The organism is Cupriavidus sp. GW821-FHT07C08 (assembly GCF_059419025.1).
The window spans coordinates 149,343-162,080 of the sequence record NZ_JBWKQZ010000008.1 but is presented as its reverse complement, the minus strand read 5'-3'; the positions used below and the strand labels follow the sequence as shown (position 1 = coordinate 162,080).

The 12,738-nt window shown below is 65.4% G+C and carries 10 protein-coding genes; 7 read left to right on the top strand and 3 right to left on the bottom strand.

Annotation, left to right across the window (positions count from 1 at the left end; genetic code table 11):
- Window positions 1-249 precede the first annotated feature (249 nt).
- Both AC07UK_RS13085 and AC07UK_RS13080 read right to left on the bottom strand, forming a co-directional pair.
- Window positions 250-1,356: an S-(hydroxymethyl)glutathione dehydrogenase/class III alcohol dehydrogenase gene (locus AC07UK_RS13085; protein WP_436224965.1), complete on the bottom strand. Its 1,107-nt coding sequence runs from the start codon at window positions 1,354-1,356 to the stop codon at window positions 250-252.
- A 42-nt stretch (window positions 1,357-1,398) separates the two neighbouring features.
- Window positions 1,399-2,511, bottom strand: a complete 1,113-nt coding sequence (locus tag AC07UK_RS13080; protein ID WP_494688314.1) for a GlxA family transcriptional regulator — start codon at window positions 2,509-2,511, stop codon at window positions 1,399-1,401.
- A 340-nt stretch (window positions 2,512-2,851) separates the two neighbouring features.
- On the opposite strand from AC07UK_RS13080, the gene AC07UK_RS13075 reads away from it, so the two are divergent.
- From AC07UK_RS13075 to AC07UK_RS13045, 7 genes are all read left to right on the top strand, one after another.
- Window positions 2,852-4,240, top strand: a complete 1,389-nt coding sequence (locus tag AC07UK_RS13075; protein WP_494688315.1) for an L-serine ammonia-lyase — start codon at window positions 2,852-2,854, stop codon at window positions 4,238-4,240.
- Between the two features lie 16 nt (window positions 4,241-4,256).
- On the top strand, window positions 4,257-5,501 hold the full coding sequence (locus AC07UK_RS13070) for a sarcosine oxidase subunit beta family protein (RefSeq protein WP_436224968.1): 1,245 nt from the start codon (window positions 4,257-4,259) through the stop codon (window positions 5,499-5,501).
- 19 nt (window positions 5,502-5,520) lie between these two features.
- The gene (locus tag AC07UK_RS13065; RefSeq protein WP_436224969.1) at window positions 5,521-5,829 is read left to right on the top strand and encodes a sarcosine oxidase subunit delta; all 309 of its coding nucleotides are present in this window, start codon (window positions 5,521-5,523) and stop codon (window positions 5,827-5,829) included.
- Complete coding sequence (locus AC07UK_RS13060; protein ID WP_494688316.1) at window positions 5,826-8,837, top strand: sarcosine oxidase subunit alpha family protein; 3,012 nt, start codon at window positions 5,826-5,828, stop codon at window positions 8,835-8,837. The genes AC07UK_RS13065 and AC07UK_RS13060 overlap by 4 nt, the downstream gene beginning before the upstream one ends.
- Window positions 8,827-9,480: a sarcosine oxidase subunit gamma gene (locus AC07UK_RS13055; RefSeq protein WP_494688317.1), complete on the top strand. Its 654-nt coding sequence runs from the start codon at window positions 8,827-8,829 to the stop codon at window positions 9,478-9,480. The genes AC07UK_RS13060 and AC07UK_RS13055 overlap by 11 nt, the downstream gene beginning before the upstream one ends.
- Window positions 9,477-9,923 carry a dihydroneopterin aldolase gene (locus AC07UK_RS13050; protein WP_436224972.1) on the top strand — a complete coding sequence of 149 codons (447 nt, stop codon included), beginning with the start codon at window positions 9,477-9,479 and terminating at the stop codon, window positions 9,921-9,923. The genes AC07UK_RS13055 and AC07UK_RS13050 overlap by 4 nt, the downstream gene beginning before the upstream one ends.
- Before the next feature lie 155 nt (window positions 9,924-10,078).
- Entirely contained in the window at window positions 10,079-11,230 is a 1,152-nt protein-coding gene (locus AC07UK_RS13045; protein WP_436224973.1) for a porin, read from the top strand.
- A 65-nt stretch (window positions 11,231-11,295) separates the two neighbouring features.
- Here AC07UK_RS13045 and AC07UK_RS13040 read toward each other — a convergent pair whose 3' ends face one another.
- Window positions 11,296-12,726: an MFS transporter gene (locus AC07UK_RS13040; RefSeq protein ID WP_494686383.1), complete on the bottom strand. Its 1,431-nt coding sequence runs from the start codon at window positions 12,724-12,726 to the stop codon at window positions 11,296-11,298.
- Window positions 12,727-12,738: the final 12 nt, after the last annotated feature.

The following is a 12,738-nucleotide window of genomic DNA, read 5'->3' as shown; positions in this document are numbered from 1 at the left end:
ATCTTATCAAGGCGGACAGGGTCCGTCGAACGAGATGCGGTGCGCTTGCGCGTGGCGCTGGCTCCTGGTCGGAGCGTGCTCAGTTCTTCAGGCCGCCCGGGCGTTGCGGAACCCCCACCCGGCGGTTGCCAGGCCAAACGGCGGACTGAAGTGATGTCCTGTGTTCTCCGGCCTGGCTCGTGTCGAGGTCAGTGCTTAGTTCACCACGTGGGTCAGGACCGGCAAAGCATCAGGCCGTGCTCGGCGGCCTCAGTACAGCACCACGGAGCGGATCGACTCGCCGCGCTTCATCAGGTCGAAGCCCTCGTTGATCCGCTCCAGCGGCAGCGTGTGCGTGATCAGGTCGTCGATATTGAGCTTGCCTTCCATGTACCAGTCGACGATCTTCGGCACGTCAGTGCGCCCGCGCGCGCCGCCGAAGGCCGAACCCTTCCATTCGCGGCCCGTCACGAGTTGGAACGGGCGCGTCGAGATCTCCGCGCCGGCCTCGGCCACGCCGATGATGATCGACTTGCCCCAGCCCTTGTGGCAGCACTCCAGCGCCTGGCGCATGACCTGCGTGTTGCCGATGCATTCGAAGGAGTAATCGGCACCGCCGTCGGTCAGCTGGATGATGTGGTCGACCACGTTCTCCACGTCCTTCGGGTTGATGAAGTGGGTCATGCCGAACTTGCGCGCCATGGCTTCGCGGCCAGGGTTCAGGTCCACGCCGATGATCTTGTCGGCGCCCACCATCTTGGCCGCCTGAATCACGTTCAGGCCGATGCCGCCCAGGCCGAACACGACCACATTGGCGCCGGCTTCCACCTTGGCGGTGAACAGCACCGCGCCCACGCCGGTGGTGACGCCGCAGCCGATGTAGCAGACCTTGTCGAAGGGCGCATCCGGGCGGATCTTGGCCAGCGCGATCTCCGGCACCACGATGTGGTTGGCGAAGGTCGAGGTGCCCATGTAGTGGAAGATCGGCTTGCCATCGATCGAGAAGCGCGAGGTGCCGTCCGGCATCAGGCCCTTGCCCTGGGTGGCGCGGATCGCCTGGCACAGGTTGGTCTTGCGCGACAGGCAGAACTTGCACTGGCGGCACTCCGGCGTGTACAGCGGGATCACGTGGTCGCCGGGCTTGAGCGAGGTCACGCCGGGGCCCACGTCGGTGACGATACCCGCGCCCTCGTGGCCCAGGATTGCGGGAAAGATGCCTTCCGGATCGGCGCCGGACAGCGTGTAGTAGTCGGTATGGCAGATGCCGGTGGCCTTGATTTCCACCAGCACTTCACCGGCACGGGGGCCCTCCAGGTCCACGTCTTCGATCGTTAGCGGTTTTCCCGCACCCCAGGCAACTGCTGCGTGTGTTTTCATTGGTCTCTTCTATCGAAACAAGTACTTTCATCATCATGATGACTACATCATGCGCAAGTTCAACTCGCTTTCGCTTTCGCTTTCGTTTTCAGTAGGCGCCGAAATTTCGCAGGCATCGCCATCGGGCAGCGTAGACTCGGCCGGATGCATACCCTTGTCGCGGTAGGCTGCAGGCGGCACGCCGAACTGTTTGCGAAACTCACGACCGAGGTGTGATGCGTCAGCAAAGCCGCAGCTCAACGCGATGTCGACGACTGTGCGGTCCGAGCTGGTCAACAACCACGCAGCCGTCCGTAGCCGCACATGCTTGGCGAATGCCTGCGGGCTCTTGCCGGTCTCCGCCTTGAACAGGCGCTCGAGCTGGCGTGGCGACATATCGAGCTTGCAGGCGAGCGCCTCAAGCGGGAGCGCCCGGCCGACGTGCTGCTCCATCAGCAGAATCGCGCGCTTGACCTTTGGGTGCGTCGCGGGCTCGAGGCCGGGGGGATGCGGCTGCGGTGCATTGCCCTTTTGCATCTCGCCGACGAGCAGGATCCGCAGCGCCTTCTGCACGGTGGCGTGATCGAAGTGGCGCAGCAGGATGGCGGCGGCGACGTCGATCGACGCGCGCCCGCCCGAGCAGGTGATGCGCCGGCGGTCGATCACGAACAGCCGGTCGGCAATCAGCAGGTCCGCATCCACCGACGGGAAGCGCTCCATAAAATCCCAGTAGTGGAACCAGCTGACGCAGGCGCGGTGCCCCTCGAGCACGCCCGCGCGCATCAGCGCGAATACGCCGGTGCAGATGCCGACGATCGTCGCGCCGCCGCCCGCCGCGCGACGGATGAAGTCAAGCGTCTCAGGTCCGGCCTGTGGTCCCGAGTGCAATAGCCCGCCGACCACGACCACGTAGTCGAATGGCTCCGCGTCGTCGAAGGTCTCCCACGGCGCGACCTGGATGCCGCAGCTCGCGCGTACCGGCGCGAGTGTGTTTCCGATCACGCTCCAGACGCAGCGCACCGGCTTGCTGTAGTCGCCATCGTCCGCCGACAGCCGCAGCATGTCGACGAAACCCGAAAATGCCGTCAGCGTGAAGTTCGGCAGCAGCACGATGCCGAAGCGGACGCGCCGTGGCGCCGGCTCGGCGACAGGGGAAATGGGAACGTCGGTTGTCATGGCTGCATCCATCTTGACAGGCTCTCGCAAGCGGGCGGATCTGGGTTGCGGGGCGGCGGCGTATAGGTAGCGAACGCCGGTGATGCGTACGGCATCCATGCAGCCCTCGCCGCCTGCCTGCACGACGCGGCTCCGTCACAGCCAGCGTCGCCGATCTGCATGCCGCGGACTTGCATTTTTCCGACGCGAATCATCGCCAAAGCGAACTTCCGGCCTGTCTGGACCCGCGCCTGGCGGCGGTGTCCCACGTTGATGCCGCTTTTGTTCTATCGGCAAATTCTGCGCTTTGATGTACTGACATCCAACGACACCTACCAGGCACTAGCAAAGAGGCAGCCAGATGAATGTCAGCGTTTTCGACCTGTTCAAAATCGGCATCGGTCCATCGAGTTCGCATACGGTTGGCCCGATGATCGCCGCATGCCGCTTCGCATCGCACCTTGAGGATGCGAACCTGCTCGGTTTCGTACGCCGCGTGCGGGCGGAACTGTACGGTTCGCTCGGCGCAACCGGCAAGGGCCACGGCACCGACAAGGCGGTGCTCCTTGGCCTTGAGGGGCGCTTGCCAGACCGGATCGACCCGGACGTTATTGAACCGCGCCTCGCGCAGATCCGCAAGGACAAGCGCTTGTTGCTGCTTGGCAAGCATGAGATCGGCTTCGACGAGAAGGAGCATATCGGCTTCTTTCGCCGTCTGATGAGCAGTACAGGCAGCGTCGTGCATTCGAACGGCATGCGCTTCCAGGCGTTCGACGAGCAGGGGCAGTTGCTCGTGGAAAAGGAATATTACTCGGTCGGCGGTGGGTTCGTGGTCAATCGCGATGGCGATCGCGTGAATGGTGCGCGAGCGGCGGCCGACGTGCCGTATCCCTTCCGCACCGGCGCCGACCTGATCCAGGCGTGCCGCGACAGCGGGCTGTCAATCGCCGAACTGATCTTTCGCAATGAATGTGCGCTGCGCCCGGCCGATTCCGTGCGCGCCGGGCTGCTGGCGATCTGGCAGACGATGGCTGCCTGCGTCGAGCGTGGCTGCAAGGTCGAGGGGGTGCTGCCCGGCCCGATGCGCGTGAAACGCCGCGCGGCCGAGCTCTACAACCGGTTGCGCGCGCGTTCCGAGGAATCGCTGCGCGATCCGCTGTCGATGCTTGACTGGGTCAATCTGTACGCGATGGCCGTCAACGAAGAGAACGCGGCGGGCGGCCGCGTCGTCACCGCGCCGACCAACGGTGCGGCCGGCGTGATCCCTGCGGTGCTCCATTACTACGTGAAGTTCGTGCCAGGCTCGAATGACGACGGCATTGTCGAGTTCCTGCTGACAGCGGCCGCAATCGGGTTGATCTACAAGGAGACGGCGTCAATCTCGGGCGCCGAGGTCGGTTGCCAGGGCGAGGTCGGCGTTGCGTGCTCGATGGCCGCGGCCGCGCTCGCTGCGGTGATGGGCGGCACGCCAGACCAGGTTGAGAATGCCGCCGAAATCGGCATGGAGCACAACCTCGGGATGACCTGCGATCCGGTAGGTGGGCTGGTGCAGATCCCATGTATCGAGCGCAACGCGATGGGAGCGATCAAGGCGCTCAACGCATCGCGCATGGCGCTGAAGGGCGACGGCCAGCACTATGTGTCGCTCGATTCGGTGATCAAGACGATGCGCGAGACCGGCGCCGACATGAAGACGAAGTACAAGGAGACGTCGCGCGGTGGTCTGGCCGTGAACGTCATTGAATGCTAAGGAAGGGGTCCGCAAAATGAGCCGCTATTCGATATTCAGTCTGTTCCGCAACGGCCTGTCTTATCACGAGAACTGGGAGAAGCAATGGAAGAGCCCGGAGCCCAAGCGCGAGTATGACGTGGTGATCGTCGGCGGCGGTGGGCACGGTCTCGCGACCGCGTACTACCTCGCGAAGGAGCACGGGATCACCAACGTCGCCGTGCTCGAGAAGGGCTGGATCGGCGGTGGCAACACCGCGCGCAACACGACGATCGTCCGCTCAAACTACCTGTGGGACGAATCCGCGGCGCTCTACGAAAAAGCGATGAAGCTGTGGGAAGGGCTGTCGCAGGACCTGAACTACAACGTGATGTTCAGCCAGCGCGGCGTGATGAACCTGGCGCACACGCTGCAGGACGTGCGCGACACCGAGCGCCGGGTGAACGCCAACCGCCTGAACGGCGTCGACGCAGAGTTCCTGACGCCGCAGCAGATCAAGGAGATCGAACCGACGATCAACCTGAATAGCCGCTACCCCGTGCTTGGCGCCTCGATCCAGCGCCGCGCCGGCGTTGCCCGGCACGACGCGGTCGCGTGGGGCTTCGCGCGGGGCGCCGATCGGGCCGGTGTCGACATCATCCAGAACTGCCAGGTGACCGGCATCCGGCGCGATCACGGCGCCGTCGTCGGTGTCGACACGGTGAAGGGCTTTATCAAGGCGAAGAAGGTCGCGGTGGTCGCGGCCGGCAACACGACCACGCTCGCCGACATGGCGGGCGTGCGCCTGCCGATCGAGAGCCATCCGCTGCAGGCGCTGGTGTCGGAGCCGATCAAGCCGGTGGTCAACTCGGTGATCATGTCGAACGCGGTGCACGCCTATATCAGCCAGTCCGACAAGGGTGACCTTGTGATCGGCGCGGGCATCGACCAGTACACCGGCTACGGCCAGCGCGGCAGCTTCCAGGTCATCGAAGGGACGCTGCAGGCGATCGTCGAGATGTTCCCGGTGTTCTCGCGCGTGCGCATGAACCGCCAGTGGGGCGGCATCGTCGATGTGTCGCCGGATGCCTGCCCGATCATCAGCAAGACCGACGTGAAGGGCCTGTACTTCAACTGCGGCTGGGGCACGGGCGGCTTCAAGGCGACGCCGGGCTCGGGCTGGGTGTTCGCGCACACCATCGCGCACGACCAGCCGCATCAGCTGAATGCACCATTTGCGCTCGACCGCTTCTATACCGGTCACTTGATCGACGAGCACGGCGCCGCCGCCGTCGCGCACTGAACGCCACCAGGAGAAAGAAATGTTGCTGATCGAATGTCCGTGGTGCGGCCCGCGCGCCGAATCCGAATTCTCGTGCGGTGGCGAGGCCGACATCGCGCGCCCGCTCGAGACCGAGAAGCTGTCCGACCGCGAATGGGGAGACTACCTGTTCATGCGCACCAATACCCGGGGCATGCATCACGAGCAATGGAACCACGTACAGGGCTGCCGCCGCTGGTTCAAGGTGGAGCGCGATACGGTCACCTATGACATCAAGGGCTACGAGACCTTCGGCCAGCCCGGCGCCAACGCACCGCATGAAGCACCGCAAGTAGGGGGCAAGAAATGAGCCAGAAAGACCGTCTTGGCACCGGTGGCCGCATCAATCGCGCGGTTCCGCTGACCTTCACGTTCAATGGACGCACGTATCAAGGGTTCCAGGGCGACACGCTCGCGTCGGCGCTGCTCGCCAACGGCGTGCGCTTTGTCGCGCGCAGCTTCAAGTATCACCGCCCGCGTGGCATCGTGACGGCGGACGTCGCTGAGCCGAATGCCGTGGTGCAGCTCGAACGCGGCGCGTATACGGTGCCGAACGCGCGCGCGACGGAAGTCGAACTCTATCACGGGCTCGTCGCGACCAGCGTGAATGCGGAGCCCGATCTCGAACGCGATCGCATGGCGGTCAACCAGAAGTTTGCGCGCTTCATGCCCGCCGGCTTCTACTACAAGACCTTCATGTGGCCGCGCAAGATGTGGCCGAAGTACGAAGAGAAGATCCGCCATGCGGCCGGTCTTGGCAAGGCGCCCGACATGCGCGACGCCGATCGCTACGACAAGTGCTACGCGCACTGCGACGTGCTGGTGGTTGGCGGCGGCCCGACGGGCCTCGCGGCAGCGCATGCGGCGGCAGTATCCGGTGCGCGCGTGATCCTGGTCGACGATCAGTGCGAGCTTGGCGGCAGCCTGCTTTCCGGTCGCGCCGAGCTCAATGGCAAGCCCGCGCTGCAGTGGGCCGAGCAGATCGCGGCCGAACTGCGCAAGCTGCCGGACGTGACGATCCTGTCGCGCAGCACCGCCTTCGGATATCAGGACCACAATCTCGTGACCGTGACGCAGCGACTCACCGACCACCTTCCGGCGTCGAAGCGCCAGGGTACGCGGGAACTGCTGTGGAAGGTCCGTGCAGGACGGGTGATTCTCGCAACCGGCGCGCACGAGCGTCCGCTGGTGTTCGGCAACAACGACCTGCCGGGCGTGATGATCGCGTCGGCGGTATCGACCTACATCCATCGCTACGGCGTGCTCCCGGGACGCGACGCGGTCGTGTTCACCAACAACGATCGCGGTTACCAGGCGGCGCTCGACCTGAAGGCGTGCGGCGCCAAGGTGACGATCGTCGATGCGCGCGCATCGACCAACGGCGCGCTGCCGGCCGCCGCGAAGCGGCAGGGCCTGACCGTGCTGAATGGCGCGGTGGTGACCGCCGCATCCGGCAAGCGGCACGTCACGTCGGTCGACGTGGCGGCTTATGCGAACGGCAAGACCGGCCGCAAGCTGTCGACGATCCCGTGCGATCTGGTCGCGATGTCGGGCGGCCTCAGCCCGGTCCTTCACCTGTTCGCGCAATCGGGCGGCAAGGCGCGGTGGAACGATGAGAAGGTGTGCTTCGTGCCGGGCAAGTCGATGCAGGCCGAGGCGAACGTTGGCGCGGCGGCGGGCGAGTTCAGCCTGGCGCAGGCGCTGCCGCTCGCGATCGAAGCGGGGGCCGCCGCTGCCAAGGCTGCCGGCTTCAGTAACGCCAAGCGCCCCGCTGCGCCAAAGGTGGCAGCCATCGTCGAAGGCCCACTGCTGCCGCTGTGGCTCGTCGGCAGCCACGAGGCCGCCGCGCGCGGGCCGAAGCAGTTCGTCGACTTCCAGAACGACGTGGCCGCGTCAGACATCCTGCTCGCCGCGCGCGAAGGCTTCGAATCGGTCGAACACGTGAAGCGCTACACCGCGATGGGCTTCGGCACCGACCAGGGCAAGCTCGGCAACATCAACGGCATGGGGATCCTGGCGCAGGCGCTCGGCAAGTCGATTCCCGACACCGGCACGACGACGTTCCGCCCCAACTACACGCCGGTCACGTTCGGCACGTTGGCGGGGCGCGAGCTCGGCGACTTCCTCGACCCGGTGCGCAAGACCTGCATCCATGAATGGCACGTCGAGCATGGCGCGCTGTTCGAGGACGTCGGCAACTGGAAGCGTCCGTGGTACTTCCCGAAGAAGGGCGAGGACCTGCATGCGGCGGTGAAGCGCGAATGCCTCGCGGTGCGCAACAGCGTAGGCATCCTCGATGCATCGACGCTCGGCAAGATCGACATCCAGGGCCCGGACGCGGTGACGCTGCTGAACTGGATGTACACCAACCCGTGGAACAAGCTCGAAGTCGGCAAGTGCCGCTATGGCCTGATGCTCGACGAGAACGGCATGGTGTTCGACGACGGCGTCACGGTGCGGCTCGGCGAGCAGCATTTCATGATGACGACGACCACGGGCGGCGCCGCGCGCGTGCTGACCTGGCTCGAGCGCTGGCTGCAGACCGAGTGGCCGGACATGAAGGTGCGGCTTGGGTCGGTGACCGATCACTGGGCAACCTTCGCGGTGGTCGGCCCGAAGAGCCGCAAGGTACTGCGCAAGGTCTGCGATGACATCGACTTCGGCAACGAGGCCTTCCCGTTCATGAGCTATCGGAACGGCACCGTCGCCGGCGCGAAGGCGCGCGTGATGCGGATCAGCTTCTCGGGCGAGCTGGCGTACGAAGTGAACGTGCCCGCGAACGCCGGCCGCGCGGTGTGGGAAGCGCTGATGGCCGCGGGGGCCGAGTTCGACATCACCCCGTACGGCACGGAAACCATGCACGTGCTGCGCGCGGAGAAGGGCTACATCATCGTCGGCCAGGACACGGACGGTTCGATCACGCCGTACGACCTCGGCATGGGCGGAGTCGTGGCGAAGTCGAAGGACTTCCTCGGCAAGCGCTCGCTGACGCGTTCGGATACCGCCAAGGAAGGCCGCAAGCAGTTCGTCGGCCTGCTGACCGACGACGCGCAGTTCGTGCTGCCGGAGGGGGCGCAGATCATCGCGCCGGACACGCAGGTGTCGACGACCGACCCGACGCCGATGCTCGGCCACGTGACGTCGAGCTATTACAGCCCGATCCTGAAGCGCTCGATCGCGCTCGCCGTGGTGAAGGGCGGCCTGGGCAAGATGGGCGAGAGCGTGGCGATTCCGCTGGCCGACGGCCGGCGCGTGAACGCGAAGATCTCGAGCCCGGTTTTCTACGATACGGAAGGGGTGCGCCAGAATGTGGAATGAAACGAATATTGCTACGCCGGCGGCAGACGTGCCGGCGTCTGACGCGCGCAAGCGCGGCGTGCGGCTCGAGTCGCCGTTCGTCGGCGCGGCCGAGCTGCTGAACGCGCACCAGGCGCGTGCGTCGAAACACTTCGTGATGCGCGAGCGCGCCTTTCTTGATCTCGTCAATGTGCGCGGTGATCTCTCCGACCCTGCGTTCGTCAACGCGTTCGAGGGTGTGGTCGGCTGCTGTCCGCCGTCCGCACCGAACACGGTCACGCGCGGCGCAGGGTATGACGTGCTGTGGCTCGGCCCCGACGAGTGGCTGGTGCGCTCGAACGAACCGGTGCCGGCGGGCGTGCTAGAGCCTAAGCTCGCCCAGGCGATCGCCGGCGCATACGCGGCGACGTTCGACGTCGGCAGCGGCTACACGGTCGTCGAGATCAGCGGCGGGCGCGTACGCGACGTACTGGCGCGCGGCTGCCCGCTCGACCTGCATCCGCGCGTGTTCAAGCCGGGCCAGTGCGCGCAGAGCCACTACTTCAAGGCGTCGATCGTGCTGGTGCCGACCGGCGTCGACCGCTTCGAGGTCGTCCTGCGCCGCAGCTTCGCCGATTATTTCTGCCGCATCATGCTCGACGCCGCGGCGCCGCTGACATCATGAAGCCGGTCGACAACGCGTTCACCGCACCACTCGCCGGGCTCGATGGGCCACTGCTGCCGGGCCGGGGCTGGAGTGTGTTTATCGATGCGTTGGCGGTGCCGGTGCGGATCGGCATCCATCCGCACGAGCATGAAGCACCGCAGCCGATCGTGATCGACGCGCGTCTGGGTTATCGCCACGAGCCGAGGGAGGACGGCGAGTGGATCGACTACGACGGCTATTGTGCGCGCCTCGCCGCGTTTCTCGCGCACAAGCCGCATACGCGCCTGCTCGAGACCCTGGTGGCCGAGATCGCCGAGCTGTCGTTTCGCGAATGGCCGGCGCTCGACACCTTGACGCTTGCCGTGCACAAGCCGAAGATCCGGCCCGGCACGCAACGCGTCGGCGTCGCGCTGGAATGGACACGCGCCGATTACCTCAGGCGCAGCGGGCAGGCGGGCTGAGCGTTGCCCGGGCCGTGTCGGCGCCGTGCAAACGCGTGTCGGTATTGGACATAGGTTTCCCGGGCTCCCCGACTACTCTCGTAGACGCTGCCGCGCATGCCGCACCGAGCGGCGTGCCGGCAGCGTGAGTCATGCTTATACGAGGAGAAAATCCAATGAAAAAGGGAGCGACTGCGGGCCCGGTCATGGCGCTGATGTTTTCCGCGTCTGCCTTTGCCCAAAGCGGCGTCACGCTGTACGGTGTGATCGACGAAGGCATTAACTACACGAATAACGTCGGCGGACACAGCCTGACCGAGGTGGCAAGCGGCTTTGCGCAAGGCAGCCGTTGGGGCCTGAAGGGGACGGAAGACCTGGGCGGCGGCCTCAAGGCGTTGTTCCAGCTCGAGAACGGTTTCAATGCAAGCACCGGCAAGGCGGCACAGGGCGGATTGCTGTTCGGTCGGCAAGCCTACGTCGGGCTTTCTGACAATCAATTGGGGAGCGTCACGCTCGGGCGCCAATATGATTCGGTGATCGACTATCTCGCGCCGACGACTGTTGCCGGAAATTGGGGGGGAACCATGTTCGGCCACCCCTACGATAACGACAACATGATCTACTCGTTCCGCGTCAACAATACCGTCAAGTACACGAGCCCCTCCCTCGGCGGGTTCCAGTTCGGCGGCACCTACAGCTTCAGCAACGACACCAGCTTTGCCAACAACCGCCAGTACGGCGCGGGGATGCAGTACGCGAACGGAGGCTTGTTGCTGGCGGCGGCCTATCTGCAGGCGGACAATCCGTCGGCCACGTCAGGGGGCGCCATCAACAACGGCGGCGACCAGAACTTCCTCGCCAAGCGTTTGCGCATATTCGGTGCCGGCATCAACTACACGTTCGGCGCGGCGACGGCCGGCTTCGCCTACTCCAATTCGAATCTGACCGCGCCGCTGTCCACCTCGTACATCTCCGGTTCGATCGTGCCGGCCGGCGGTACCCTGGACTCGCTCCGGTTCCAGAACCTGGAAGTGAATTTCAAGTACCAGTTCACGCCCGCTTTCTATGCCGGTGCAATGTATACGCTCACGCTGGAGAACTTCCGCGCGTCCTCCGGCGACGCGAAGCCGAAGGTTCATTCCTTCGGCCTGATGGCGGATTACAACTTCTCGAAGCGCACGGACGTCTATCTCCAGGCCGCCTACCAGCGCGTCGCCGGCGACAAGACCGGCACCGCACTGGACCTGGCTGACTTGCCCGGGGCGGCAAACGCCTCATCGACGGCGAAGCAGTTCCAGGTCCGTGCTGCGATTCGTCACAAGTTCTGAGTCCAATCCATTGCGGTTCTGCCGCGAGTCGCTGTCGCGACTCGCGGCAGAACCGGGCCTGCAGGTCAGGAAGTCTTGTCCGCTACTGCGGGATAGCCGGCAGTTTCAGCGGACGCGTCGTCCGACGCCAGCGCTTCCAGCGCCACGCCACGGGTCTCGATTCCAAGCACCCACACCGCGAGTGCTGCTACCGCGAACGAGATCGCGCCGAGCGTGAAAACGCCGCCCTGGCCGAACACCGGCAACACCACGCCAACCACATAAGGCCCGATCAGCGAGCCGATCCGCCCAATTGCCGACGCGAAGCCGGATCCCGTCGCGCGCGCGCCGGTGCCGTACTGTTCCGGCGTGTACGTGTACAGCACTGCCCACATGCCGAACAGGAAGAACTGCATCGCCAGGCCGGTGCCGACCAGCAGCGTGACACTGCCGCCGTACATCGCACTCTGCCCGTACAGGTAGGCCATCGTGCCGCCGCCGAGCAGCGACGCGATGCAGGTGGGCTTGCGGCCCCAGCGCTCGACCAGCCACGCGGCGCACAGGAAGCCCGGTATGCCGCCGAGCGAGATCAGCACCGTGTAGTACACCGATTGCGTGACCGCGAAACCGGCCTGCTGAAGCAGCGCGCCGAGCCAGGACGTCAGGCCGTAGAAGCCCAGCAGCGCAAAGAACCAGAGCAGCCACACCATGGTCGTGCGGCGGCGGTATGCGCCGCTCCAGATCTCGCGCAACGCGCCGCGCCCGCGCACCGGCGCGGCCATCAGTTGCTGTGATGGCCGAGGCAGCGTCGCGACGCCGGCGGAGCGCATCACCCTGGCTTCGATGTCGCGCATCACTGCGTCGGCCTCGGCGTGCCGGCCCGCATGTTCGAGCCAGCGCGGCGATTCGGGCACGAGGCGGCGCACGATCAGTACGAACACAGCCGGGATCGCGAGCAGCGCGAACACGGTGCGCCAGCCGAACTGCGGCAGCACGAAGTAGGAAACGACGCCTGCCGTGATGAAGCCCAGCGGCCAGAAGCCATCCATCAGTGCGATCAGGCGCCCGCGGTTCGCGGTGGGCACGAATTCTGACAACAGCGTCTGTGCGACCGGGAACTCCATGCCCATGCCGATCCCCAGCAGGACGCGCCAGGCGATCAGCGCCTCGACACTTTGCGCGGTCGAGCACAGATACGACGCTATGCCCCACAGCACCATGCTCCACTGGAACACGGGCCGGCGCCCGAAGCGGTCCGCGAGCAGGCCGGCGAGCGCCGCACCGAGCACCATCCCGAAGAAGCTGGCGCTGGCGACCAGGCCGGTCGTCGTGGTGGACAACCCGAACTCCTGTTTGATCGAACCAAGTACGAAGGTCATCGTGGCAAGGTCGACCGAGTCGAAGAAGAACGCGACGGCGATGATGATGAAGATCAGCTTGTGGTAGCCGGAAAACGGCAGACGTTCGAGCCGGGCGGCGGCGTTCGCGCGCGCGGAAATGGGGGATGGGATTGACATGGCGTCCTTGGA

Coding starts and splice junctions, on each gene's coding strand:
- AC07UK_RS13080 (WP_494688314.1), bottom strand. CDS start 2,511: ATGACAACCGACGTTCCCATTTCCCCTGTCGCCGAGCCGGCGCCACGG.
- AC07UK_RS13075 (WP_494688315.1), top strand. CDS start 2,852: ATGAATGTCAGCGTTTTCGACCTGTTCAAAATCGGCATCGGTCCATCG.
- AC07UK_RS13060 (WP_494688316.1), top strand. CDS start 5,826: ATGAGCCAGAAAGACCGTCTTGGCACCGGTGGCCGCATCAATCGCGCG.
- AC07UK_RS13050 (WP_436224972.1), top strand. CDS start 9,477: ATGAAGCCGGTCGACAACGCGTTCACCGCACCACTCGCCGGGCTCGAT.
- AC07UK_RS13065 (WP_436224969.1), top strand. CDS start 5,521: ATGTTGCTGATCGAATGTCCGTGGTGCGGCCCGCGCGCCGAATCCGAA.
- AC07UK_RS13070 (WP_436224968.1), top strand. CDS start 4,257: ATGAGCCGCTATTCGATATTCAGTCTGTTCCGCAACGGCCTGTCTTAT.
- AC07UK_RS13085 (WP_436224965.1), bottom strand. CDS start 1,356: ATGAAAACACACGCAGCAGTTGCCTGGGGTGCGGGAAAACCGCTAACG.
- AC07UK_RS13055 (WP_494688317.1), top strand. CDS start 8,827: ATGTGGAATGAAACGAATATTGCTACGCCGGCGGCAGACGTGCCGGCG.
- AC07UK_RS13045 (WP_436224973.1), top strand. CDS start 10,079: ATGAAAAAGGGAGCGACTGCGGGCCCGGTCATGGCGCTGATGTTTTCC.
- AC07UK_RS13040 (WP_494686383.1), bottom strand. CDS start 12,726: ATGTCAATCCCATCCCCCATTTCCGCGCGCGCGAACGCCGCCGCCCGG.